The 26,371-nt window shown below is 32.2% G+C and carries 24 protein-coding genes and 1 tRNA gene; 13 read left to right on the forward strand and 12 right to left on the reverse strand.

Translation table 11 applies throughout. The features are described 5' to 3' along the window. Nucleotides 1-10: 10 nt before the first annotated feature. Both ACFX5F_RS15325 and kdsB read left to right on the forward strand, forming a co-directional pair. Nucleotides 11-940: a restriction endonuclease gene (locus ACFX5F_RS15325; protein ID WP_379852904.1), complete on the forward strand. Its 930-nt coding sequence runs from the start codon at nt 11-13 to the stop codon at nt 938-940. A gap of 187 nt (nt 941-1,127) precedes the next feature. Further along, nucleotides 1,128-1,853 (forward strand): 3-deoxy-manno-octulosonate cytidylyltransferase, encoded by a 726-nt coding sequence (gene kdsB, locus ACFX5F_RS15330; RefSeq protein ID WP_379852905.1) that lies wholly within the window; start codon nt 1,128-1,130, stop codon nt 1,851-1,853. A gap of 1 nt (nt 1,854) precedes the next feature. Here kdsB and ACFX5F_RS15335 read toward each other — a convergent pair whose 3' ends face one another. Both ACFX5F_RS15335 and ACFX5F_RS15340 read right to left on the reverse strand, forming a co-directional pair. After that, nucleotides 1,855-2,565 (reverse strand): potassium channel family protein, encoded by a 711-nt coding sequence (locus ACFX5F_RS15335; protein ID WP_379852906.1) that lies wholly within the window; start codon nt 2,563-2,565, stop codon nt 1,855-1,857. Nucleotides 2,566-2,642: 77 nt separating this feature from the next. After that, nucleotides 2,643-3,308: a spermidine synthase gene (locus ACFX5F_RS15340; RefSeq protein ID WP_379852907.1), complete on the reverse strand. Its 666-nt coding sequence runs from the start codon at nt 3,306-3,308 to the stop codon at nt 2,643-2,645. Nucleotides 3,309-3,370: 62 nt separating this feature from the next. Between ACFX5F_RS15340 and ACFX5F_RS15345 the strand changes: the two genes are divergently transcribed. Further along, the gene (locus ACFX5F_RS15345) at nt 3,371-3,922 is read left to right on the forward strand and encodes a 1-acyl-sn-glycerol-3-phosphate acyltransferase (protein ID WP_379852908.1); all 552 of its coding nucleotides are present in this window, start codon (nt 3,371-3,373) and stop codon (nt 3,920-3,922) included. Between the two features lie 30 nt (nt 3,923-3,952). Here ACFX5F_RS15345 and ACFX5F_RS15350 read toward each other — a convergent pair whose 3' ends face one another. Continuing rightward, the gene (locus tag ACFX5F_RS15350; protein WP_379852909.1) at nt 3,953-4,429 is read right to left on the reverse strand and encodes a helix-turn-helix domain-containing protein; all 477 of its coding nucleotides are present in this window, start codon (nt 4,427-4,429) and stop codon (nt 3,953-3,955) included. A gap of 310 nt (nt 4,430-4,739) precedes the next feature. Between ACFX5F_RS15350 and ACFX5F_RS15355 the strand changes: the two genes are divergently transcribed. The 4 genes from ACFX5F_RS15355 to ACFX5F_RS15370 all read left to right on the forward strand — a co-directional run bounded on the left by ACFX5F_RS15355 (nt 4,740) and on the right by ACFX5F_RS15370 (nt 9,659). After that, nucleotides 4,740-5,894: a M14 family metallopeptidase gene (locus ACFX5F_RS15355; RefSeq protein WP_379852910.1), complete on the forward strand. Its 1,155-nt coding sequence runs from the start codon at nt 4,740-4,742 to the stop codon at nt 5,892-5,894. Nucleotides 5,895-5,971: 77 nt separating this feature from the next. Continuing rightward, on the forward strand, nt 5,972-6,451 hold the full coding sequence (locus ACFX5F_RS15360) for an Lrp/AsnC family transcriptional regulator (RefSeq protein WP_066082003.1): 480 nt from the start codon (nt 5,972-5,974) through the stop codon (nt 6,449-6,451). Between the two features lie 97 nt (nt 6,452-6,548). Beyond that, complete coding sequence (locus tag ACFX5F_RS15365) at nt 6,549-9,134, forward strand: phosphoenolpyruvate carboxylase (protein ID WP_379852911.1); 2,586 nt, start codon at nt 6,549-6,551, stop codon at nt 9,132-9,134. A gap of 9 nt (nt 9,135-9,143) precedes the next feature. Further along, a complete protein-coding gene (locus ACFX5F_RS15370) occupies nt 9,144-9,659 on the forward strand; it encodes a DinB family protein (RefSeq protein WP_379852912.1) in 516 nt (171 codons plus the stop codon). 1 nt (nt 9,660) lies between these two features. Here the strand turns inward: ACFX5F_RS15370 and ACFX5F_RS15375 are convergent, their stop codons facing one another. The 6 genes from ACFX5F_RS15375 to aroB form a co-directional block, all read right to left on the reverse strand. Next, entirely contained in the window at nt 9,661-10,137 is a 477-nt protein-coding gene (locus tag ACFX5F_RS15375; RefSeq protein ID WP_379852913.1) for a DNA-deoxyinosine glycosylase, read from the reverse strand. Further along, nucleotides 10,134-12,254, reverse strand: a complete 2,121-nt coding sequence (gene recQ / locus ACFX5F_RS15380; RefSeq protein ID WP_379852914.1) for a DNA helicase RecQ — start codon at nt 12,252-12,254, stop codon at nt 10,134-10,136. Before recQ ends, ACFX5F_RS15375 begins: the two co-directional genes overlap by 4 nt. A gap of 81 nt (nt 12,255-12,335) precedes the next feature. Next, a complete protein-coding gene (locus ACFX5F_RS15385) occupies nt 12,336-12,740 on the reverse strand; it encodes a DNA primase (RefSeq protein ID WP_379852915.1) in 405 nt (134 codons plus the stop codon). A 9-nt stretch (nt 12,741-12,749) separates the two neighbouring features. Next, the gene (locus ACFX5F_RS15390) at nt 12,750-13,721 is read right to left on the reverse strand and encodes a deoxyhypusine synthase family protein (RefSeq protein WP_073208830.1); all 972 of its coding nucleotides are present in this window, start codon (nt 13,719-13,721) and stop codon (nt 12,750-12,752) included. 99 nt (nt 13,722-13,820) lie between these two features. Beyond that, complete coding sequence (locus ACFX5F_RS15395) at nt 13,821-15,221, reverse strand: type III PLP-dependent enzyme domain-containing protein (protein ID WP_073208827.1); 1,401 nt, start codon at nt 15,219-15,221, stop codon at nt 13,821-13,823. 291 nt (nt 15,222-15,512) lie between these two features. Beyond that, the gene (gene aroB / locus ACFX5F_RS15400; RefSeq protein ID WP_379852916.1) at nt 15,513-16,580 is read right to left on the reverse strand and encodes a 3-dehydroquinate synthase; all 1,068 of its coding nucleotides are present in this window, start codon (nt 16,578-16,580) and stop codon (nt 15,513-15,515) included. Nucleotides 16,581-16,673: 93 nt separating this feature from the next. On the opposite strand from aroB, the gene ACFX5F_RS15405 reads away from it, so the two are divergent. After that, on the forward strand, nt 16,674-17,843 hold the full coding sequence (locus tag ACFX5F_RS15405) for a proline dehydrogenase family protein (RefSeq protein ID WP_379852917.1): 1,170 nt from the start codon (nt 16,674-16,676) through the stop codon (nt 17,841-17,843). 78 nt (nt 17,844-17,921) lie between these two features. On the opposite strand, the gene ACFX5F_RS15410 is transcribed toward ACFX5F_RS15405, so the two are convergent. Continuing rightward, nucleotides 17,922-19,709, reverse strand: coding sequence for an ABC transporter ATP-binding protein (locus ACFX5F_RS15410; RefSeq protein ID WP_379852918.1), 1,788 nt, complete (start codon nt 19,707-19,709; stop codon nt 17,922-17,924). 212 nt (nt 19,710-19,921) lie between these two features. Here ACFX5F_RS15410 and ACFX5F_RS15415 point away from each other — a divergent pair. Both ACFX5F_RS15415 and ACFX5F_RS15420 read left to right on the forward strand, forming a co-directional pair. Next, nucleotides 19,922-19,996 (forward strand) — tRNA-Val (locus ACFX5F_RS15415). A gap of 62 nt (nt 19,997-20,058) precedes the next feature. Continuing rightward, on the forward strand, nt 20,059-20,370 hold the full coding sequence (locus ACFX5F_RS15420) for a tyrosine-type recombinase/integrase (RefSeq protein WP_379852919.1): 312 nt from the start codon (nt 20,059-20,061) through the stop codon (nt 20,368-20,370). Nucleotides 20,371-20,552: 182 nt separating this feature from the next. Here ACFX5F_RS15420 and ACFX5F_RS15425 read toward each other — a convergent pair whose 3' ends face one another. Together ACFX5F_RS15425 and ACFX5F_RS15430 are read right to left on the reverse strand one after the other, a co-directional pair. Further along, on the reverse strand, nt 20,553-21,737 hold the full coding sequence (locus ACFX5F_RS15425) for an MFS transporter (RefSeq protein ID WP_379852920.1): 1,185 nt from the start codon (nt 21,735-21,737) through the stop codon (nt 20,553-20,555). Between the two features lie 9 nt (nt 21,738-21,746). Continuing rightward, nucleotides 21,747-23,906, reverse strand: coding sequence for a TonB-dependent receptor (locus ACFX5F_RS15430; RefSeq protein ID WP_379852921.1), 2,160 nt, complete (start codon nt 23,904-23,906; stop codon nt 21,747-21,749). Between the two features lie 533 nt (nt 23,907-24,439). Between ACFX5F_RS15430 and ACFX5F_RS15435 the strand changes: the two genes are divergently transcribed. The 3 genes from ACFX5F_RS15435 (at nt 24,440) to ACFX5F_RS15445 (ending at nt 26,306) form a co-directional block, all read left to right on the forward strand. Beyond that, complete coding sequence (locus ACFX5F_RS15435) at nt 24,440-24,790, forward strand: hypothetical protein (RefSeq protein WP_379852922.1); 351 nt, start codon at nt 24,440-24,442, stop codon at nt 24,788-24,790. A 77-nt stretch (nt 24,791-24,867) separates the two neighbouring features. Further along, nucleotides 24,868-25,206 (forward strand): heavy-metal-associated domain-containing protein, encoded by a 339-nt coding sequence (locus ACFX5F_RS15440; protein WP_379852923.1) that lies wholly within the window; start codon nt 24,868-24,870, stop codon nt 25,204-25,206. 62 nt (nt 25,207-25,268) lie between these two features. Beyond that, nucleotides 25,269-26,306, forward strand: coding sequence for a TonB-dependent receptor (locus tag ACFX5F_RS15445; protein ID WP_379852924.1), 1,038 nt, complete (start codon nt 25,269-25,271; stop codon nt 26,304-26,306). Nucleotides 26,307-26,371 lie beyond the last annotated feature (65 nt).

Below are 26,371 nucleotides of genomic sequence, written 5' to 3' on the forward strand. Positions count from 1 at the left end.
AAAGTCAAAAATGGCTATACCAAAACACGATGAAATTAGAGTTCCTGCAATGGAACTATTGTTGAAAAACAGTGAGATGAAACTTAGAGATTTTATCGAACCACTTTCTAAATATTTCAATCTTTCAGAAGAGGAAATTAATGAAATGTATCCTTCTGGGAATGGACATATTTTTTATGACAGAATTTCTTGGGCGTTGAGTTATTTGAATATGGGTGGTCTTTTAGATAAACCAAAACGAGGAATATTTAAGATTAACCAAAAGGGAATTGATTTACTTAAAACGCCTGAAAATGTTGATTTATTTATAGAAAAACAATTAGAAAAAAGAGAACCAAATAGGACAAAAAAGAAGTCAACAGAAGAGCAAATTAATGTTGAAGAAATTGCTTCGGAATTAACACCTCAAGAAAGACTATATTCATCTTTTTCCAATATTCGTAACTCTGTTTATTCGGATATTTTAAATACAATTTTGACAAAGACACCAACTTCATTTGAAAAATTAGTAGTGCTGCTTTTGCAAAAAATGGGATATGGTGGAGAAATTGAAAATTCTGGTTTAGTAACTAAAGTATCGAACGATGGAGGAATTGACGGTATTATTAAAGAGGACGTTCTTGGACTTGGGAGAATACATATTCAAGCTAAAAGATATAAAATGGATAGTTGTATTGGAAGAGAAGAAATTCAAAAATTTGTCGGTGCTTTAGCTGTAGCTCAATCAAATAAAGGTGTATTCATAACAACTTCTTATTATTCGAAAGGAGCAATGGAATATGTGAATAATTTGAATGGATCAACAACGATAGTTCTAATTGATGGAAAACAATTAGCAGAATATATTTATGATTATAGTCTTGGAATGCAAGTTGAACAAACAATCGAAATAAAAAAACTTGATGCTGATTTTTGGGACTCTATGAAAGATGAAAATTAAATGAATAATACTTTGCTATTTTCTAGCAAAAATTAAAAACTTCAGCTAGCGCGAGCGTCCCGCTCGTGACCATAATAAAATTACAATTAATATATTTGTGTTAGATACGAGCGGGACGTTCGCACCAGCAATTTAAAATAAAACTTTGCGACTTACTGTCTTCGTGACAAATTAAAAAAACATAAAAATGAAAATAATAGCCGTCATTCCCGCCCGATACGCTTCCACACGATTTCCCGCTAAACTGATGCAGGATTTGGGAGGCAAAACCGTGATTTTAAGAACCTATGAAGCTGCCATAAACACACAATTGTTTGATGATGTTTTTGTGGTAACAGATTCGGATATAATTTATGAAGAAATTATTTCTAATGGTGGAAAAGCCATTAGGAGCATCAAGGAACACGAATCAGGAAGTGATCGAATTGCGGAAGCGATTGAACATTTGGATGTGTCTGTTGTGGTCAATGTGCAGGGAGACGAACCTTTTATAGATGCGGAACCTTTAGCAAAGCTTATTGAAATTTTCAGACATGATTCGACTCAACAAGTTGATTTGGCTTCTTTGATGCGCGAAATAAAAAATGATGATGAAATCCATAATCCTAACAATGTAAAAGTGGTCGTGGATCAAAACGAATTTGCGTTGTACTTTTCGCGTTCGGTAATTCCATATGCAAGAGAGAAGAATGTAGGTGTTCGTTATTTTCAACACATCGGGATTTATGCTTTTAGAAAACAGGCATTATTAGATTTTTATCATTTACCAATGAAATCTTTGGAAGCATCCGAAAAACTGGAGCAATTGCGTTATCTGGAATTTGGAAAACGCATCAAAATGGTCGAAACCACTCATATCGGAATTGGAATTGACACTCCAGAAGATTTAGAAAAAGCAAGAAAGATGTTGTAAATTAATTTTCATTTTCTTGCTCAAAATACCCTTTTGATTTTATTTTGGTGGAGAAAAAATTTAAAAATAACACTACAAAAAATAAAAAAAGTAAGGCTTGTGTACTTACTAAAAATTTACCTTGCGTAGTTACCGGATAGAAATCTCCATACCCAATTGATGATGAAGTTATGATACTGAAATAAACAGCATCAAACCAGTTGCTAAAAGGTTTATTCAAATAACTGTCACAAGAATACAAAACGGCGTATGCAAAAACAATTTCCAGATAGTTAAGGAACAGCAATAACATGGATCTTTTATAAGATCGTGGTTTTGAAAATAAGTCGGAAGCGAAAATCAATGTTGGTATATACAAGATTGTTTCCAGTAAAACATAAACTAAAAGTGCAACAAGAAATGGGTTGTTGTGTAAACCGCTTACTAAAAGCACTAAAGGGAATGTGACTTTAAGCAAAACATAAAAATCGACTGCCAAATCTTCATATTCAGGACCTCTTTTGAAAGCAAAATATTTGATGTAAATTCCTGGGAAGAGCAACTGAGAAGAGGAAAGAAATAAACGAACCATTTTTTCTATTCCATTATCATCCTGATGGTCGTTGTTCCAAATGGCTTTTATATTTTGAATGCGCTTCTCAACAGGATTAAATTCTGGAGGGGCAACCTTGGAAATATTTCCCAACAGCAATTTTTTTATGATTTTTTTCACTGAATTATTGTTTAGGAAATCCTATCTAAATGTACAAAATAATTTGCGGAACTTTAAAAGCGCGGGGCAAACTTTTATTACACCATTTTTTCTATTACAATCAATTCATTGTGAACTTCTATTCTTGGAATAGTTCTGATTTTGAATTGGTGCTCGTTAAAATCAGTCAAGTATTTTTTATTTCTTATATTTTGACTTTCATTCAGAATCATGGTATTGAAAAGTACGAACCCTTTATTTTTTAAAAGGTAACAAATTCGATTGATAAAGAAAGTTTCAAATAAAAAGTTGGGCATAGTAATATCCTGAAAAATGTCTATGATTATTAAATCGTATCTATCTTTGGTTTTTAAAACAAATTCAAATGCGTCTCCAATAACAACTTCCAGATTTTTAATTTCATTCAGCTTGAAATATTTGTTAGCCACTTTGATTATTTCAGAATCAAGTTCAACACCCGTTATTTTTCCTTCAAATTTAATTTCATCCACCAAAGTTTTTATAACGCTACCACCTGCGACACCCAAAACTAAAATGGAATCCATGGCGATTATTTTTTTATAACCAATGTTTTTCAAACCAACTTTTAAAATGCGTTGCAAACTGCCGTACGAATAATTAGTATTTTCTGAATCTAAAACCAGCTCACCGTTTGCCCAAGTAACTTCTATAGATTTACTCAGAGCTGATTTTGCCTCATAAATTTTTACGGGAATAAGATAACTGAAAAGTTTTTTAATCATAAGTGACGGTTTTACTCAAAAATAAGATTTAAATTATTTATTTTGTACGAAAGAACGAAAGAATGAAGAAACAAATATATAAATGGATATTTTTCAGGCTTATGGGTTGGAAAATTAAGGGTTCAATAGATCCTGCTATACAGAAATGTGTAATGATGGTGATGCCGCATACCAGTGCTCATGATTTTTATTTGGGAATTTTCACCAGAGGAATTACAGGATTAGAGATGAATTGGGTGGGTAAAAAAGAATTGTTCCGTTTTCCATTAGGGTTTTATTTTCGCTACATGGGAGGAGAGCCTTTAGATCGAGCAGGAGGATTGAATAAAGTAGATTCTATTGCCGCTATTTTTCAAAGAAAAGAAACGTTCAGACTTGCCGTCCTTCCTGAAGGAACCCGAAAAAAAACAGATGCATTAAAAACAGGTTTCTATTATATTGCATTAAAAGCAAATGTTCCTATAATTCCAGTTGCTTTTGATTTTGGTAAAAAAGTAGTTAATTTGGGAAAGCCGTTAATGCCTACTGGTAATCTAGAGGAAGACCTACTTATTTTAAATAAACATTTTATCGGTGTACTTGGCAAAGTTCCTGAAAAAGGATTTAAAGTATAAGTTTAAGTTTAAAATAAAAAGACAAATTCTTTAATTTGGGTTAAATACTTTAAACGTTCCATTTTTATAAAAGAAAACAATTTTTTCCACTTCGCCCGAAAATGCTTCTTTAGGTATATTTTTATTTTCCATTTTTTGTGTTTCCAATGCATTTTGATGTATTGGATTTTGTATTTCAGAAAATAAGTTTTTTGAAATATTTTCTTCTTTCAAAGATGTAGGGATGTTTTGTTTAAAAACTTCCTCCGTTTGATTTTCTCTCTTTTCAATAGCAATGGCATTTTTTGGAAATGTTCCTTTTCCGTTCAAAATCCAATAAAGATCTACTTCCGGAAATACCTCTAAAATTTTAAGAATAAAATCCAAACTTGGTTTGTTTCTGCCTGAAAGAAGGTGAGACAAACTAGAGCGTTGTACCCCAATTTTATCGGCAAATGAAGAAGCGTTTATGCTATAATAATCCAGTATTATTTCTAATCTTTTTATAAAATCCTCTATGTTTACCATTGTAAATTATATTTAAAAATAAGCTATTTACAAATGTAATCAAAATAAACCAAACCCCCAAAATTACAAGTATAAAGTAATGTTTTTAATGTAATAGATGTAAAGTTATAATGCAGCTAGAGTTATTTAAACTGCTGATAATTAATTATTAATAATATAAAAATTAAAAAGATAACAATTGTCATTTGCAATGGGTTTGAATAAGCTACGTAACCCATCAAAAGTGTTTACATATTTAAAATAAAACAAAAAACCATTGTTTACAAATGTAAATATAAAGATGTTTACTTTTGTAAATCAATAATACAGTATGAATTTAGAAGAATTATTTACAGAATTTAAAGAAGAATCTATACAAGGTCGTTATATTACTTTAGATTCAATTGAACCTTTATTGCAGAAATTAAGCACTAAAAATCAGCTTAAAATTGTTGGTGAATCAGTGCTTGAAAAACCAATTTATACTTATCAAATTGGGGTTGGAAAAACCAAAGTTTTTCTTTGGTCACAAATGCATGGAAACGAAGGCACGACAACTAAAGCACTTTTTGATTTTTTAAATGTACTAAACAGCGATTCTGAATTAGCAAAAAAATTACTGGAAGCATTCACTTTTTGCTGTATTCCAATGTTGAATCCAGATGGAGCCAAGTTGTACACTAGAGAAAATGCGAATAAAGTTGATTTAAATAGAGATTCTCAAAATCTATCTCAGCCCGAAAGCAAGGTTTTAAGAGCTGTTTTCGAAGATTTCGCTCCTCATTATTGTTTTAACCTTCATGATCAGCGTACTATCTTTGGTGTTAGTGATACGGGTAAACCGGCGACCTTATCTTTTTTAGCGCCTTCTTACAATGAGGAACGTGAAATAAATGAATCAAGATTAAAGGCAATTAACTTGATTGCTGGAATAAATGATGTTTTGCAACAATATTTGCCGGGTCAGATAGGGCGTTTTGATGATTCTTTTAATATTAATTGTATAGGAGATACTTTTCAATTTTTAGGCGTCCCTACTTTATTGTTTGAAGCGGGGCATTTTCAAAGTGATTATCAAAGAGAAGAAACACGAAAATATGTTTTTATGGCGTTAGTTTCCAGTTTTACGATACTTAGCGAAAACGATATAGTTAGCAATGGAATTGACAAATATTTGAATATTCCTCAAAATAAAGTCATTTTTTATGATTTTATGTATAAAAATATCAAGATAAATTATGATGGTATCGAAATAATCACCAATTTTGCATCACAATACAAAGAAGAATTAATTGAAAATGAGATTTGTTTTAATGCCTACATAATACAAGTAGGGGAATTAGAAAATTATTTTGGTCATTGTGAATTTGATGCTAAAGATGCAGTATATAAAGATGACTATAATGGATTTCCGAAATTAAATCAAAAAGCTGATTTTTATTTAGATAATGATATAAAATTTGTTAACGGAATGATAAAAATATAATATTAATGTCATTTTGTTGTTTTTTATGTATATTTTTATACTTTGTAAGAGTTATTAGTAATAAAAATTAAAGAATTATGAGTAAGTTTCGTTTAGATGAAGTAGATCACCAGATATTAGATATGTTAATAGACAACACGAGAGTTCCATTCACGGATATCGCAAAAAAATTGCTTATTTCAGCTGGAACAGTGCATGTCAGAGTTAAAAAAATGGAAGATGCAGGAATTATAATGGGATCTTCTTTAGTTCTTGATTATGATAAGTTAGGGTATTCTTTTATTGCTTACGTTGGTGTTTTTCTTAATAATACATCTCAAACGAAGTTTGTTTTAGAAAGAATTAATGAGATTCCTTACGTGACTGTTGCTTCTGTAACAACCGGTAAGTTTAATATTTTCTGTAAAATTAGAGCTAAAGATACCAAACACGCTAAAGATGTAATCTTTATGATTGATGATATTGATGGTGTTTACAGAACTGAAACTATGATTTCTCTTGAAGAGAGTATTAATGATAAGAAGCGGTTAATGCATACTATTTTTAAAAATATGTAATTAATCTTGAATGCTATATTTTAAAATATAACCTCAAGTTAATTCTTGAGGTTTTTTTTATAACAAATTTTCCTATTAAACCAACCACAACTAAATTATGTACACACTACCAAAAATAGAACGTTTCAATCAAGACGTTCTTTCGAAATACCACATTTATAATAGTGTTTTTATAACATTGCCTTTTGACTCCATTGATAATACAGGTGTTTTACTTCCTTTATTTACAGATGTTTGCGATACTGGTTTTAAAAAACAAGAGACTCCTAAAGAGATTGTGGATTTTTTTGCTAAAAGATATTTGCATAACGCTTCAGAAACAGACAAAATTGATTTGATGTTTCGTTTTATTCAATACATTGAACGCCAGATAGTTTTATTTGATGCTATCGAAGATGCTGCATTTCCGGCCGTTAATAATATGGAAGGAAGAGGTTCTTTGAGGGATATTAAAGAGAAATCAGAGGCTAAAGATAAAGAAGAAGAACTGATTGAGTTTTTAGAGAACTTTAATATAAGAACGGTTTTGACTGCACATCCTACGCAGTTTTATCCGGGAGCTGTTCTGGGAATTATCAATGATCTAACGGATGCAATCCGAAAAAACAACTTACTGGACATTAAACAGTTACTGGCTCAATTAGGAAAAACTCCTTTTATTCAAAATGAAAAGCCAAATCCTTTTGATGAAGCGGTCAGCTTGATTTGGTATCTTGAAAATGTATTTTATGAAACTTCTGGCGAAATGGTGCAATACCTTCAGAAGAATATTTTTCATGGAAAGTCAATTAATAACCCATTAATTCAACTGGGTTTTTGGCCAGGTGGAGATCGCGATGGTAACCCATTTGTAACTACAGAAATTACTTTGAAAGTTGCAGAACGTTTGAGAACGTCAATATTAAAATGCTATTACATTGAAATTAGAAATTTAAAAAGAAAGTTAACTTTTTCAGGTGTAGATGTTTTGATATCTGAACTTGAATATAAACTTTATAGATCAGTATTTTATTCTAAAGGTGAAATTTTTATCACTTTGAATGAATTTAAATCTCAATTAAATAAAGTTAAACAAATTATTATAGATCAACATCAATCTTTATATTTAGACGAAGTTGATGCTCTTCTTGTTAAAGTGAATTTATTTGGTTTCCATTTTGCTTCTTTAGACATACGTCAAAATAGTAAAATACACGATGCCGTGTTTAATGATGTCGTAAAATATTATTTGAATTATGATTCTTCCGTTTTTCCGGAGAACTATTTTCAATTAACAGAGGCAGAAAAATTTGCAGTGGTTTCTACTATTAGTGGTAATCTTGATTCGAATGTATTCGACAATGAAATGACACGTTCTACTATCGAGTCTATCCAGGCCATAAAAACGATACAGGAAAAGAATGGGGAATTTGGTGCAAACCGTTATATTATCAGTAACAATGAAAGCGCGCTTAATGTTATGGAAACCTTTGCTCTTTTTAAATTGAGCAATTGGGAAAACCCTACGGTAGATATCATTCCTCTTTTTGAATCTGTTGATGATTTACAGAATGCGCATGTAATTATGGAAAAATTATATACTAATCCTGCTTATGCTGTTCACCTTAAAAACAGAAATAACAAGCAAACGATAATGCTTGGTTTTTCTGATGGTACGAAAGACGGTGGTTATTTGATGGCAAACTGGAGTATTTACAAGGCTAAAGAAGAACTTACTGAAATCTCTAGGAAATATGGTATAAAGGCAATTTTCTTTGATGGTCGCGGTGGTCCTCCAGCTCGTGGCGGTGGAAAAACACATAAATTTTATGCTTCACTAGGACCAAATATTGAAAATAATGAAATTCAGGTTACGGTACAGGGACAGACGATAAGTTCAAATTTTGGTACTTTGGATTCTTGTCGTTATAATCTAGAGAACCTATTAAGTGCAGGAGCTACTAATCAGGTTTTTAGTAAAGGTCAAAATGAGTTGACAATAAATGAAAAAGAAATTTTAGACCAACTGGCTGAACTAGGATATGAAAAATACTTGAGTTTTAAGAATCATCCTAAATTTATTCCTTATTTGGAACAAATGAGTACTTTAAAATATTATGCTAAAACTAATATTGGTAGCCGACCTTCAAAAAGAAGTAAATCAGAGCAATTGGATTTTGCTGATTTACGTGCGATACCTTTTGTCGGATCTTGGAGTCAATTAAAGCAAAATGTTCCTGGTTTCTTTGGAGTGGGTACAGCATTGAAACATTTTGAAGATACAAATCAGTGGGATAAAATACAAAGTGTTTATGATAATTCATTGTTCTTTAAAACGCTGCTCGAAAACAGTATGATGTCATTGGCTAAATCATTTTTCCCATTGACGGCGTACATGAAAAAGGATCCTGAATTTGGAGAATTCTGGCAAATTATTTATGATGAATTTCTAGAAACGAAAAGATTATTGTTGAAAATTGCAGGTCATAAAACACTTATGGAAAATTATCCTGATGGTAAAGCTTCTATTGACATTAGGGAGCATATTGTATTGCCATTGTTAACAATACAACAATATGCTTTATTGAGAATCAATGAAATTAATAAAGAGGAAAAACCAGATTTAGAATTGATTAAAGTGTATGAAAAAATTGTAACACGTTCTCTTTTTGGAAATACAAATGCGAGTAGAAATTCAGCTTAATAAAAAAATATGGAATCAAATCAATTACCGGTAAACGAATATGCCGCATTTTACTCTCCTTATATTAATGCTTTAGATAATGTAATTTTAATTGAAGAATTGGAAATTTGTCTGCATGATTTTATCAAATTTGTGCAGAATATTCCAATGGATAAATTTGATTATAGATACGCCGAGGGTAAGTGGACAATTAAGGATATTATTCAGCATCTTATTGATGCCGAACGTGTTTTTAGTTATCGTGCCCTTCGGATTTCAAGAAACGATAAAACACCCTTACCCGGTTTTGAGGAGAACGACTATGTAGATAATACAAATGCTAATGCTAGAGGTATTCAAGATTTATTAACTGAATTTTCTGCAGTAAGGCACGCTACTTTGTTGCTTTTCAAAAGTTTCTCAGAAGAGCAATTAAAAAGAATGGGGATAGCTTCTAATGCAGCTGTTTCTGTCCGAGCTATTGGTTTTATTATTATTGGACATCAAAAACATCATCAAAAAGTTTTTCAAGAAAGGTATTTGTAGTTTAGTCTAAAAATGTGGACCAAATTTTCAATTTATTTTCAAAAGACACCGTATTGGCAGGACTTGTAGAAGGCATTACATAGTAAGTAATGCCTTCTATTTGTCCAAATTTTTTCAAAAAGTATTTATGAGCTTCTTTTCCATTAAAGACGATTTTAGTAATCGCAGGAAATTCTTTAAACAACGTTTTAAAATCATTTTCTGCTTGATTTTTAATATGAATGTCAAGACTTCCTTTTCTTTCACAGTTTTCGAGCACGTCCCAAAGACCGATTTTATTCGTTTGAAGTAATTTTATCTTTTCTTCAAAAACTTCAGAAACAGGTAAATTATTTAAAAGGGTATAAATGATTTTCCAGAAATGATTTCTTTGATGAGCATAATATTCCTGTTTGGCAAGAGAAGCTACTCCAGGTATAGTTCCCAAAATCAAAATTTCAGTCGAAGAATTAACAAAAGGAGGGAATGAATTTATCATGTTAATTTTAAATTGCTTTTTTCTTTTTCAATTATGGCTAAACCTATTCGGATTTTATCATAGGTTATCTGTTCTTCAAAAAAATCAAAATAAGGTTTTAAAGTAGTAGGGAATTCTAGTTTGATTTGCGCTTTTGTAATTTTCGAAACTTCATCCAATGACACAAACCCACTTAAATCGATTTCATGTCCATCCACACATAATTTGGCTAAGTGAGAAATGATTGTAGTTATTCCTAATTTTCTTTTGGCCGCAATCTCCGCTGCAGAAAAACCATCGTGGAATAAAAGCAACGTTTCTTTGTAGGTTGTTGCTTCTTTCTTTTTCTTATTATTTTTAGATTTCTGAAAATCAATAATGGCTTTTATGAATGCGTCTCCGTATTTTTCTAATTTTGCTTTCCCAACTCCGTCAATTGCTATTAATTCTTCCTCGCTCATTGGTCTTTCGGTTTCCATTTGGCGTAAAGCGGCGTCACTGAAAATGACATAAGCAGGAACGTTTTCTTCTTTTGAAATTTCGTAGCGTAATTTTCTAAGAGTTTCAAAAAGAGAATTGGCAACAGCTTTGCTTTTAACTTCCTGGATTTCGGATTTATCAATATTGATTTTCTGAACAGTTGTCAATTGCACTTTTTCACCTTCAAATAGGACTTCAGCGGCTAAGGAGGTTAGTCGGATTTTATTTTGTTGGTGGAAAGCAATTTCACAAATCCCTTGATTTATTAACTGAATAATGTATTGATTCCAGTCGTGCCAAGAGATATCGCTACCCACGGCATAAGTTTTCAGATTTTGGTATCCTTTTTCGAAAATATAAGCGTTTTTGGAGCCTCTCAGAAAATCGACAATTATAGGCAAAGATTCGTTTTCCTGTAAACGAATAATTGCCGATAATGCCTTTTGGGCAATAATGGTTCCGTCAAAAAAGGCAGGCGGATTTTTGCAAATGTCACAATTACCGCAATTTTCGGTAACCAATTCCCCGAAATAAGAAAGCAATATTTTTCTTCGACAACTCAAAGCATCGGCATATTGCTTCATTCTTTCCAATTTTGCCAGTTGTACCTCAGCATTTAAGCCTTGTGAGGCAAATTTTTGAAGTTGAATTACATCGCCATAACTTTCGAATAAAACTGTTTCTGAAGGTAATCCATCCCGACCGGCACGACCAATTTCCTGATAGTATCCTTCTATGTTTTTTGGTAAATTATAATGAATAACCCAGCGCACATTCGATTTATCGATTCCCATTCCAAATGCTATTGTAGCACAAACCACCTGGCAATCATCGTTGATAAATTCATCTTGGGTTTTTGAACGGATTTTATTATCTAAACCTGCATGATATGCTTTTGCATTGATACCAATTTTCTGTAGCTTCTCGGCAAGTTCTTCGGTTGTTTTACGGCTTAGGCAATAAACAATACCTGACTCATTTGGTTTTTCTTTTATAAAATCTATAATTTGTTTGACTCTGTCTAAAGCGGGACGCACTTCTAAACTTAAATTTTTTCTGTCAAAAGAAGCTACGAAAGTTTTAGGATTTACTAAGTTTAATTGATCGCTAATATCCTTACGTGTAGCTTTGTCCGCAGTTGCAGTTAAAGCTAAGATTGGAGTAGAAGGGAAGCGTTTTTTTAGATAACCTAAATTAGTATAGGCAGGCCTAAAGTCATGTCCCCAAGCCGAGATGCAATGCGCTTCGTCTATAGCAATAAGGCTTATGCTTAGACTATTGAAAATATTGTCCAGATAGGACAAACTTTCTGGTGCAATGTAGACTAATTTTATTTCGTTTGATTTTAAGCTTTCAATATAAAATTGGCGTTCGTCTTCCGTTTGACTACTGTTAATAAAACAGGCTTGAATACCATTTGCTTTCAAACTATCGACCTGATCTTTCATCAAAGCAATTAAAGGCGAGATTACGATTGTAATTCCGGGTAAGATTAATGCGGGTAGTTGAAAACAGATTGATTTTCCTCCGCCAGTAGGCATAATTGCCAATGTATCGTGGCCAGCGAGAATACAATTTATAATGTCTTCCTGATTGGGTCTGAATTTTTCAAAACCAAAGTTTTCTTTAAGCGTGGCGTGTAAAATAGACGTTGTCATTTTGGCTTTGTATTTTGATCTAAATTAAAAAAAAAGGAACTCATGGAGAGTTCCTTTTATGTTTATTGCAACAGGGGAGTGTTAATCCTCGTCTTCGTCTTCAAATTCATCTGATAATACTTTTTCATCATCATCATCGTCGTCTCCATCTTCTGAATCAGTATCTGGTTTGTCTAGATTATCATCGTCATCGTCATCATCTTCAATTGCATCATCGTCGTCAAGTTCAATTCCGCTAATTGGCTCTACAACGCTATCAATTTCATCATCTTCATCATAATTTTCAATTCTGTCAGCGAGTTTTGTACTAACTTTTACTAAATAAATAGTATCTTCAGTTCGCACTTCTACTGCTTCAATTAATTCGTTTTTAGCATTTCTAAAACGTACAATGTTCGAATCATCATAACCATCAGGAAACTTTTCAACTAAAAGATTTAAAATTTCATTGGTAAGTTTTGCGTAATCTACAATTACTCTTTTCATAAAGTTATTCTATAAATCTAATAAATAAGCGAAAATTAAAGGTGCTACAATAGTAGCATCGGACTCAATAATAAACTTTGGAGTTTTGATATCTAATTTACCCCAAGTAATTTTTTCATTCGGTACCGCCCCAGAATACGAACCATAACTCGTTGTTGAATCTGAAATCTGACAAAAGTAACTCCAAAACGGAATGTCATGCATTTCCATATCTTGGTACAACATTGGAACAACACATATTGGAAAATCTCCAGCAATTCCTCCACCAATTTGAAAGAAACCAACACCATTAGTACTGTTTTTAGGATACCAATCTGATAAGAAAACCATATATTCAATACCGGATTTCATTGTAGATGCTTTCAAATCGCCTTTGATTACATAAGATGCAAAAATATTTCCCATTGTACTGTCTTCCCATCCTGGTACAATAATAGGTAAGTTCTTCTCAGCTGCTGCATACATCCAGCTGTCTTTCAAGTCAATTTCGTAATATTCCTCAAGAACTCCAGAAAGTAACATTTTGTACATAAATTCATGCGGAAAATATCTTTCCCCTTTGTCATCAGCATCTTTCCATATTTTGTAAATATGTTTTTGCAAACGTCGGAAAGCCTCATGTTCCGGAATACAAGTATCTGTAACTCTGTTTAATCCTCTTTCTAATAAATCCCACTCATCTTGTGGAGTCAGATCTCTGTAATTCGGCACTCTTTCGTAATGTGAATGAGCTACTAAATTCATGATGTCTTCTTCAAGATTTGCACCTGTACAAGAAATAATATGAACTTTATCCTGACGAATTATTTCAGAAAATATCTTTCCAATTTCGGCTGTACTCATTGCACCAGCCATACTCACCATCATTTTGGCACCATTTGCTAATTGTTGTTCGTATGCTTTTGCAGCATCAACTAAAGATGCAGAATTGAAATGCAAATAATGCTTTTCAATAAACTGACTGATAGGTCCTTTACTCATTTTATTGGATTTAAATATTTAAAAGTTCTATATATTTGAATCTATGCGTATATTCAAATATAATGAATTTTTAAATTGACTAATTGTGTATTTAATTATTTATTTTTTATCGTAACCTAAAATTTTTAGCACATCTTCGGATGTTTGTTGTTCTGAAAACACTTCAGTTGCCAAAATTCCATTTTCATCGCGATCAATTAAAATATGTTTGGGCTGAGGAATAAGACAGTGGTGTAAACCTCCATATCCACCTATAGTTTCCTGATAGGCTCCTGTGTTGAAAAAACCAATATATAATGGTTTTTCCTTGTTGTATTTTGGTAAATAAATGGCATTCATATTTTGTTCTGAATTGTAATAATCATCACTATCACATGTCATTCCGCCCAACAGTACTCTTTCGTATGTTTCATTCCAGCGGTTGACAGCCAACATAATGAAACGCTTGTTAATTGCCCAAGTATCAGGTAAAGTTGTAATAAAAGAGGAATCAATCATGTTCCATTTCTCTCTGTCATTTTGTTGTTTTTGATACAATATCTGATAAATAGCACCGCCACTTTCTCCCACTGTAAAAGAACCAAACTCTGTAAAAATATTTGGAACATCAACTTCGGCTTCATCACAGGCAATTTTTATCTGATTGATAATTTCGTCAATCATATATTGATAATCATACTCAAATGCCAATGAATTTTTGATAGGAAAACCACCACCAATATTTAATCCATCAAGACTAGGACATTCTTTTTTTAATGCAATGTAAACTTTGATACATTTTACTAATTCATTCCAATAGTAAGCATTGTCATTTATTCCCGTATTAATAAAAAAGTGCAACATTTTAAGTTCCAATTTTTTATTTTCCTGAATCTGCTTTTTGTAAAAATTTACAATGTTTTTGTATCCAATTCCTAACCTTGAAGTGTAGAACTCAAATTTAGGTTCTTCCTCGGCAGCAATACGAATTCCGATTTTGAATTTTCCTTTAATTTGTTCTTGTAAGAGATCTAGCTCTTCATAATTATCAATAATTGGAATCGCATTTTTATGTCCATTATTGATGATTCGGGCTATATTTTCAATGTACTGGTCTCTTTTGAAACCATTACAGATTATATAAGTGCTTTTATTGATTTTACCGTTTGCCAATAAATTTTCGACAATATTGATATCAAAAGCGGAGGAAGTTTCGATGTGAATGTTATTTTTGAAAGCTTCATTCATTACGAATTCAAAATGGGAGCTTTTTGTACAATAACAATAATAATATTTTGCCTCATACTTATTTTTCTCCATTGACTTACGAAACCAGCTTTTGGCTTTGTTAATGTTATTGGAAATTTGAGGCAGGTAGGTAAACTTTAATGGTGTACCGTACTTCTCAACAAGTTTCATCAAATCAATATTGTGAAACTGAAGATTATCTTTGTTTAGTGTAAACTCTTCTTGAGGGAAGTAATAGGTTTGATTTATTAAATCAGAATATTTTGTATTCATTTGATATTTAATATAATAGATTGAAAGTAATGTAAAAATAAACTAATCTAAAATTCAAACCCGAATATTTGCATAAATAATTTGAAGCTTTTCATGATCTGCTTTCAAATATTGAAAAATATCAAAACTAAAGTTTCCTTTGATAGAATAAAAACGTTTCAACATTCTTAGAAAAGACATGTTGTTTCTGCTTTTATTGGAACTATAATTTATTTTGTTTTGACTTTTTTTCATCGTGGCAAATGTAAAAAATATTATATACGCAATGCAATCCTTTTATTAAAAATATAATTATGATTTATAATCCTGAAAGGCTTCAAGAATTAATTCATTTTCAACAGATTGATTAATTTTGATTTTTCCTATTCCTTCTATTAGCGCGAACTGTATGTTGCCATACTCATTTTTTTTGTCGTGAATCAGTAATTCCAGAATAGGTTTTATATCATTTTTATCAAATAGAATGTCGTCATAAATGCTTTTAATGGCTGATTTTATTTGAGTATATTCCTCTGGATTGATTAGTTTTTTATGCAGAGAGATGTAACTTTCCAAAATCATTCCAACAGCTATTGCTTCGCCATGTAATAAGGTCGTCTTGTTTTCATTCTCCAAAAAATAGCTTTCAATAGCATGACCAAGTGTATGACCAAAATTCAATGATTTACGAATATTTTTTTCAGTTGGATCTTGAGAAACAATTTCATTTTTTATTTCGACTGAACGATAAATTAATTCATCAAAATCAGCAAAATCGATTGCTTTTAAATCTAAAAATTTCTCCCAATAGTTTTTGTCATATATCAATCCGTGTTTTAGCATTTCGGCGAGTCCGGAGCGCATTTCATTTTGTGGTAAAGTATCTAAATATTGTGTGTCAATAAGAACCATTTTAGGAACATTAATAACTCCGATTTGGTTTTTTAAATTCCCTAAATCAACCCCGTTTTTTCCACCAACGGAAGCGTCAACCATTGATAGTAGGGTGGTAGGAATATGAACAAAATCAACTCCTCGTTTGAATGTTGAAGCGACAAAACCACCTAGATCAGTAACAACACCGCCACCTAAATTAATGACGAGGCTTTTTCTATCGGCACCTAACTCAGTAAGCACATTCCAAATTTGGACACAAGTTTCAATGTTTTTATTTTGTTCGCCTGCTTCAAATTCGATGATTTCAATGGTAAGTTCCGTTTCTAAAAAAGGTAAAAACTTTGGCAAACAAAACTCATTGGTATTACTATCTACAATAATAAATAGATTGGAATACTTATTTTCTTTTAGATAAAGGTTAAGTGCTTCATATCCTTTTTCGTTGAAATAGATTGGGTAATTGTTGGCTTGAATTGTTTGCATCTTTGTTGATTAATTGAAAGCGCAAAATAAGGTAATTTTTGGTAAATAATATTCAAAACTCTCTCTATATTTGTACAAAAATTATAACAAATAATGGAAAAAATATTTGATAATACACAAGTTGCCTTTGCTTTAAAAAGCGACACCGAACTTGATAGAGCTTATTTTCTTTTTAAAATGATTGACAATCAGCCGCTAGTTCGAATAGGAACAGCTGTTACTAATTTTGCTTTAAAAGCAAATCTTCCTGTTGAAGGTTTGATTCGCGCTACTGTTTTTGATCATTTTTGTGGAGGGGTAAATGAAGTGGACTGTCTTTCTGTAGTTGATAAAATGTATACTAAAGGTGTTTCTTCGGTGTTGGATTATTCAGTGGAAGGAAAAGAGGAAGAAGAACAGTTTGATGCAGCCCTCGAAATGACTTTGAAAACAATAGAATTTGCCAAAGAACGCCAAGCGATTCCTTTTGCAGTTTTTAAACCAACTGGTTTTGGACGATTTGAGCTGTACGAGAAATTAGGAGAAAAGCAAACCTTAACTATTGAAGAACAAGCCGAGTGGAATAGAGTTGTGGAGCGATTCGATATGGTTTGTAAAGACGCCCATTCGAAAAATGTAGCGCTTCTTATTGATGGCGAAGAAAGTTGGATGCAAGATGCAGCCGATGATTTAGTTACTGATATGATGCGCAAATACAACAAAGAAAAGGCTATTGTTTTTAACACGCTGCAAATGTATCGTTGGGATCGTTTAGATTATTTGAAAAAATTACATCAACTTGCTAAAAAAGAAGGATTTTTCATAGGAATGAAATTGGTTCGTGGAGCTTACATGGAAAAAGAAATTGTAAGAGCTAATGAGAAAGGATATACATCGCCAATTTGTCCTTCGAAAGAAGATACTGATGAAAATTATGATGCAGCAGTTAGTTATATGATTGAACATTTAGATACTATGGCTATTTTCGCAGGAACTCATAATGAATTAAGCACTTACAAATTGATGGAATTGATGCAAGAAAAAGGCATAAAAACCAACGATGACAGAATTTGGTTTGGTCAGCTATATGGAATGAGTGATAATATTAGTTATAATTTAGCCGCTCACGGTTATAATGTGGCTAAATATTTGCCATTTGGTCCTGTAAAAGATGTTATGCCATACTTGATTCGTCGTGCGGAAGAAAATACTTCAGTAGCGGGACAAACTAGTCGCGAATTGTCAATGATTAAGTCGGAACGCAACAGGAGAAAAGAGAAATAACATTAAGTTTTATCATATAAAAAAAACTCCATTCTGTAAGCTGAATGGAGTTTTTTTATGTCAAATTAGTAACGAATACTAAGAATTGCTAAACTGCAGATTACTTAAATTTTTATACATTCCATTCTCTAAAGTAATTAATTCCTGATGTGTTCCCTTTTCAGCTATTTTTCCACTGTCAAGAACTAAAATTTGATCAGCACTACGAATTGTTGAAAGACGGTGTGCAATAATGATACTTGTTCTTCCTTGCATCAGAATTTCAAGTGCTTCCTGAACTAGTTTTTCACTTTCACTGTCTAATGAAGATGTTGCTTCATCCAGGATTAAAATACTTGGATTTTTTAGTAATGCTCTCGCAATGGCAATACGTTGTCTTTGTCCGCCCGAAAGTTTAATTCCTCGTTCACCAACTATTGTTTCAAATTTTTCTGGAAAACTTTCGATAAAATTATAGGCATTTGCTTGCTGTGCCGCTATAAGAATTTCCTCTTCGGTTGCATTTGGTTTTCCGTAAGCAATATTTTCTCTGATGGTTCCACCAAATAAAATAACATCTTGCGGAACAATACTCATATTTCCTCGAAGATTTTCCAAATCATAATCATAGATATTTTTGCCATCGATCAATATTTCTCCTTCGTCAATATTATAAAAACGCAATAATAGCGAAGCGATAGTCGATTTTCCTGTTCCACTTGGACCTACAATCGCTATTTTCTGTCCATAATTAGCGGTGAAACTAACATCTTTCAATACTTTTATTTCTTTTCTAGAATGATAACTGAAAGCTACATTTTTGAAAGTGACATTCCCTTTTATTTTATGTGCAGAGGATGCATTTTGGATTGAATTAATTTTTTCAGGAGTTTCATCCAATAATTCAAAAACACGTTCGGTTGCACCAATTGCTTTTTGGATTTGGGCATAAAGTTCCGCGATTCCACCAAAGGAAGCACCCACAAAAGTGGAGTACAATACAAACGAAATTAGTTGCCCTACGCTCATTTCTCCGCGGATGCTTAAACGAACGCCAAACCAAACTACGGCAACAATGGCTCCAAAAAGACAGAAAATAATAAATGAAGCAAAGTATCCTCTGTATTTTCCTCCTTTAATGGCTATTTTAACCACTTCTTTTATTTTACCATTGTAACGAGCGATTTCATACCATTCATTGGCAAAAGCCTTAACAATAGTAATTCCCTGCATGGTTTCTTCAACAATAACCTGACTTTCTGCAACTTTATCTTGAACATTTTTTGAATATTTTCTGATAAATCGGCCAAAAATAACAGCAGCTATCGCCACAAGAGGAACAACAGACAACATCAATAGTGTTAATTTGATACTTTCATTAGCCAACAAAAGAACCCCACCGATAATTAAAATAAATTGTCTTAAAAACTCTGCAATCGTTGAAGTTAAAGTGTCTTGTATTTGGGTTATATCAGAACTTATACGGCTATTTAATTCACCTACGCGTTTTTGTGAAAAGAAAGACATAGGTAACTTAACCAAATTACTGTACAACGCTAACCTAAGATTAGCTAAAGTATGTTCTGTAAAATTGACAAATAACGACAACCTGAAAAACGAAAAAATAGATTGAAAAAACAAAATAACAATTAATCCCAAAGCAATAAAATTAGCCTGAGAATTATCTTTGTTTTTTACACAATCGATAAGCATTCCCATTAATTTAGGAAAAGCCAGCGCGGTTGCACCTGTTAACAATAAAAATATTAAACCAACATAAAATTTCCAACGATGATTTCCTGCATATTGAAATATTAGAGTTGCTTTAGTAAGTGAACTTGCAGTAATTTTTGATTTTGGTAAATCATTTTCTTTAAACCTTGCCATTATGTATAATTTATGTCACAAATGTAAGACTATAACAACTCAATACAAAAAAATAGTATGGTTTCATCCTGTATATAAAGTGCTATTAGCGAGAGTAAAAGAAAATTATTGTTGTTTTTTATTTTATTTTTTTAATATTTCATTTGCAAATACGATTTCTAGACGTATATTTGCACTCGCAATGAGGAAATGAAAATTACCAAATTGTATTAGGGCGATTAGCTCAGCTGGTTCAGAGCACCTCGTTTACACCGAGGGGGTCGGGGGTTCGAACCCCTCATCGCCCACAAGTTTAATAACAAATGGTTTCAAAAGCCGATAAATCTTAGGATTTATCGGCTTTTTTCTTTTGTGCATACTTCAAATTATTCATTCAATCTTAATTGGAAAGGGACAGAATCGAGATCTTAAAGAAATTGGCGATTTATGCGACATTTCAAAAGAAATAACTTTTCACATGGCACGACATACATTTGCAACGTCCGTAACACTAACAAATGGTGTTCCCATTGAAACCGTAAGTAAAATGCTTTTTCATAAAAACATACAGACAACTCAGCATTATGCTAAAATATTGGATAAAAAAATGAGTGAGGATATGATGAATTTAAGAAATAAATTTAAAATCCAAACACAAACAAAAGATGCAATCTATAAATGAGAAGTGAATTTTAAATAAAAATTGCTGCAATAGATATTTGTCTATTATAATTCAAAACCAGATTACAAAAACCGGCATTAGATTGGCGACAAATTCACAAAAAGTCAGATCAAAAATATACCTCGCTTAAAAACCCCTAAACTTGGGGACAAACGAGGTTCTTTTATTTTCTTTATGTTGATTTAATTTTCGGTTTTATTATTTTTTACAAAAAATGAGAAGTAAATGCTAATAAAAACTGTTGCTATTCCAGTAATTATAAATGTAGCATTTGCACCAAATTGATACCAAATTAAGCCTGCTAATGAACTCGCTAACATGGTACAAATACTTTGAAAACCTGAATAGGTTCCGATTGCTGTTGCAGTATCTTTTCTGTCGGAAATATTGCTAATCCAAGCTTTGGAAATCCCCTCAGTTGCTGCTGCATAAACTCCATAAATAAAGAACAGCATTGCAATAGCATAAATATTCGTACTAAAAGCCATCCCAAAATATACGATTGCAAATAAAGAAAGCCCAAAAACAAACATTTTCTTTAATCCTATTTTGTCTGCAAAAATTCCTACTGGAAATGCGCAAAGCGCATAAACTAAATTGTAAAAAATATAAATCCCGATTACCGCTGTATCATTTAATCCTACCTGTTTTGCTTTTAGCAATAAAAAAATATCGGAACTGTTGAATAAGGTAAATGCCAGTAACCCGATTAGTAATTTTCGATACTGTAATGGACTTGTTTTCCAATAATTTAGAAAGGAGAAAAAAGGTGTCGGTTTTCTTTCTATTGGATGGACTTTCGTTTTGTCTTTCAAAAAAAAGGAAGCCAATACAGCAAGTAGCCCAGGAATAAAAGCGACATAAAAAAGTGTCTTGTAATCCTGTGGATAAAAGTATAGATACACTAATGCCAATGCTGGCCCGATAACTGCTCCAAAAGTATCCATTGATCGATGAAAACCAAAAATTTTTCCTTTTGTTTCCGGAGTTGCCTCATCCGATAAAATAGCATCTCTTGCACCTGTGCGAATTCCTTTCCCGAAGCGGTCAATAGCTCGTGCAAAGAAAATCCAAAGCGGAAAAGTAAAAACTGCCATCATTGGTTTTGAAATAGTGCTTAATGCATAACCGAGTTGAACAAACGGAACTCGTTTTCCGGAATTGTCCGATAATTTCCCGAAATATCCTTTGCTTAAACCTGCCAAAGCTTCGGCAAAACCTTCCAAAACACCAATCAAAATAATAGAAAATCCGATTGTTTTTAAATAAATTGGCATAATTGGGTACAGCATTTCACTTGCTGTATCAGTAAATAAGCTGACAATGGATAATATCCAGACGGTTCGTGTGATTATTTTTGTTTTCATTTGGCTTTTTTACAGCTTAATTTTAATTCCTCCGTTTAATATAAATCCATCTGTAGGAGTATAAACTTCTCTAAATTGTGGATTTTGAATTGTTCCCGAATACATATTCTCCCATTTCGATTGTCGGCTGTCCAAAAAGTTTTCAAGATTCAAAAATATGCTGAAATACTTGAATTTGTATTCTCCTGACACTCCCATAATCAAATAATCCCTAACTTTTTCGTTGTTTGTCAAATACTGATTTCCAACATAAAAAACTTCGTAAGCAATCCGCAATTTTTCTTCCCATTCATACATTAAGTTTGCATTTATTCTGTGTTTTGCCGTTAATGGATTTAATGTTGAATTATTATCAAAATTTCTTTGTGCATCAATGTAAGTGTAACCAATGTAACAAGAAATATCCTCAAAACGAAGTTTTACGTTTGTTTCAAAACCTTTGGTTTCTATATTTCCGTTGGCATTTTCAAAGGCATAATTTACCGTCGATGGAACTGGATTAAGGACCAACGGGTTTTTGATAATGGTGTAAAAAAACATTTGATTAACGGCAAAACTTACTTCGTCAAAAATGGTAGTTTTGTAATTGACATCAGCATTTAATCCATACGATTTTTCAGGATTGATTTTTGAAAAATCAAGTGAATTTATATTTTGAAATGCTTTTTCTTCGGTTTCTTCCGAGAAAATGGTTGGTGATTTGTAACCTAAACCACCGCCAAATCGTGAAGATAATTTTTCGTTGATTTTATACAATAATGACAAACGAGGCAAAACAAAAACATTGCTTCTGTTTGTAATGTCTAAACGTAAACCGCTTTCCAAAATAAATTTTTCGGTTATGTTCAGATTGTTTTGGGCAAAAATACCAAAGGCAGCATTGTAATAATCTAACTTGTCAGCGACTAAATTAACTTGTTTGAAATTATCCGAAACTAAATTAGCTCCCAAATTCCATTCTGATTTTTCGTTAGGGATTAAATAATTGGCTTCAGTAAAAGTGGCTATTTGTTGTCCTTCAAAATTATAAGCTTGCTTCTCAATTTTTCGATTAAAATACCCAACGCTATTTTTAATTGTCAATATGTTCTTATTGTCAAAAGTTTTTTCAAACTTTGCTTGTGTCGAATATCGATTACTATTGTTTCGCTCAAAAAACGTATGCGTAGCATCTGCTTTGTTGTCTATCACTTGCATATCTCCACCAATTCGTTTTTCAAATCCAGCATTTACACCTAAACTAAATGTTGTTTTTTTGTTTGGATAATAGAAAAATTTTGGACTTATGGTATATCTGTCAAATTTTGGAATATCTGAAAATCCGTCATGATTCACATCATAAGCATTTTGAGAATTGCTCGAAACATACATTGTAAGTCCTGATTTATTGTATTTATCAGCATAAAAACCGCTTAAATCCAACGCTTGTGTTTGATTTACGTTCGCCAAAAATGAAATTTCTCTTTTATCAGTAGGCTCTTTTGTAATCAGGTTTATTAATCCCGCAATTGCTCCACCCCCGTAAAGGGTCGATGTTGAACCCTTGATAACTTCTACACGCTTTAAATTGAGTGGCGGAATCTGTAAAATACTCAAGCCACTTGCAAAACCCGAGTACAAAGGAAATCCGTCTTGTAAAAGTTGCGTATATTTTCCGTCTAATCCTTGAATGCGAATACTTGCACTTCCCGAAACTTGGGAAGTTTGTTGGGTTTGAATTCCTGTACTTTCGGTAAGTAACATTTTGATATTTCCGGGTTGCATTGAAGATTTTTCTTCTAATTCGCCCGCTGCGATCGCTTCGATTCGAGTCGGAGTATTTTTTATTGTTCGGCTACTTCTTGTTGAGGTAACTTTAACTTCTTCTAATTCTTCCGATGTTGGTTCAAGAAATATTTCAATGGTTTCATTTTGAGGAAATAAAATGTTTCTTTCAATTTTTCGATAACCAAAAGAACTGAAAACAATGGTTTGTTTACCGTTGGGAATGTTTTCAATTACCACAAAACCTTTCTCGTCAGAAGTGGAACCGTTTTGAGTTCCGTTTAGGAATACAGAAACGCTATCAAGGGCTTCTTTTGTTTTTTCATCTTTGATGATGGCTTTAAAAGTGTTTTGGGCTGTTGCTAAAAATGGAAATAGCAAAAGAATGAATATTATTTTTTTCATTTTTGATTTAAATAGAATTGTTCTGAAATAGTAAAACTGACAACTGCGTAGCAATTGCCAAAAAAAAGTCAAATCAGAAAATCATCAAATCAAGTAAGAAGAATATAGGATAAAAAGCCTATCCGGTTTTGAAAAGAAAGAGCTTTTGTAGAATGAATTGCATTTAGATGCAGGTAGAATTACACTTAAATGGCATTGAATATGCGTGTCACAATTAATGTCGCAATGCGGAATACTTTGTGTTACGCTGTTTGCAAAGATTTGGTCATTAAATTGTTGAATATAGGCGTGACTTTCATTTTCAAAATTAGCCTTCTCCTCGGTATCTGAAAATTCAAACACAGTGTTGACATAGCAGCACGATATCAGAATTAGAAGTACTATTTTAATGTATCCTTTCATCGTCGCAAATGTACAAACAATAATTTTGTTTTGTTGGCAATTGATGTAATCTTTGTCAGTTTAACTATTTTTTATACGGTCTCGGATCATTTCACACAACTTATAGATAAACGTCGTATATTTGTAAAGCAATGAAATTTTCAACACTCATATTAGCAACAATAATTTTATTCCTCGCTATTAAGCCGGGAATAGATTTGATTTCATTGCAAAATAACAATGAACAAAATTGTTATGACGGACAATGCAAATCGATTGCTGACAACGAAAAATCATCCAGCCAACAAAAACAAAAAGACGACCGTTCGGGAAAATCGTGTAATCCTTTTCAAGTTTGCAGTTCTTGTGTGTTGCAATGTTCTACAAATCAACTTGCTGAAATATCTAAACCTGAAATTTCAACTAACCAAAATTTTACTTACCAATCAGTTTTTACCTCTCAATTCGCACCTGACTTTTGGCAACCTCCTAAAATTGTTTAACAATATTAAATTAAACTTTTGCTCCGACAACTTCGAAGCAACATTTCTTTATTGTCAACAATTTTAAAATCAAAAAAATGAAATTTATAAAATCATTAGTTTTGGTATTCATTATATTGATTACCTCAACAAGCATTGCGTTTGCTCAAGAAACAACACAAAATACCGACAGCTCAAAAACAGTTACCATCAAAGTAAAAGGAATTACTTGTTCTATGGACTTGAAAATGATTGCTGCCAATGTAGAAAAATTGAAAGGCGTTAGCAGTTGCAGATCAGGAAAAATGGGAACAACCTCTTCATTTAAAGTAAAATTCAATCCTATACTGGTTACCGAAAAAGAAATATACAGAGTCATCGAGAAAACAGGTAGTTGTGAGAATCCTGAAGAAAAAATATATAAAATAAAACAGTAAACAAAGAATATGGCAAGATTTATTTTCTAATAAATCTTGCTTTATTTTAAAAAAATTAAACAATGAAAAAATACATATTCATTGTTGGATTACTGTTTCCGTATGCACTATTTGCACAAACCATTTTAGGAAAAGTAACCAACGACAAAAAGGAACCGCTTATTGGTGCAAATGTATATTGGCTTGGCCAAACAACAGGAACATCCACAGCCGACAAAGGAGAATTTGAAATTACAAGCAAAGACATCAGCAATAAAAAATTAATTGCAAGTTTTGAAGGTCACGTATCAGATACGATCGAAATTACCAATCAAACATTTGTAGTGTTTAAATTAAAGCAAGCAAAAACACTTGAAGAAGTAATTGTAAAAAGACAACGAGACGGTGTAATTATTTCTAACATCATCCCAATCAAAACAGAAATCATTACTCAAAAAGAATTGGGTAAAGCTGCTTGTTGTGATTTAGCAGGTTGTTTTGAAACACAAACGACTGTGCAACCACAAACAACCAATGTAATTACCAACTCAAAAGAACTTCGCATTTTGGGATTATCCGGCATTTACAATCAGGTTTTGATTGACGGTTTCCCAATGATACAAGGATTATCATATACATACGGGATTAGTGGAATTCCCGGAACATTGGTTGACAACATCTATGTATCAAAAGGTGCTAATAGCGTTTTGCAAGGATATGAAAGTATTAGCGGGCAAATTAATGTTGAAACCAAAGACCCTGATAACACTGATAAATTATTGCTTAATGTGTATATGAATAATTTTGAAGAAAAACATTTTAATGCCAACTATGCTTTGAAGAAAGGCAAATGGACTAATCTTACTGCATTTCATACAGTACAACCTGCAAATAAAATTGACCGTGACAATGATAATTTTCTCGATTTACCCCTATTGACACGCTATATGATTTCAAATAAATGGAAATATGGTAATGAAAAAGATTGGGGCTGGAGCAGTAAAATTGGTTTACGATTTTTGAATGAAAAACGAATTGGAGGTCAAAGATTCTATAATCCAGATAACGACAGTTCGTCTAAAAACCTCTACACGAACTCTATTTGTTTAATCAGTGAGTAAATATATGAGATTTAAACTACAATTAAAATTCTTTTTAAGAAAAGTGACTTTCTCTTTCTTAAAAG

The organism is Flavobacterium zhoui, from assembly GCF_042787235.1.
Classification (GTDB): Bacteria; Bacteroidota; Bacteroidia; order Flavobacteriales; family Flavobacteriaceae; genus Flavobacterium; species Flavobacterium zhoui.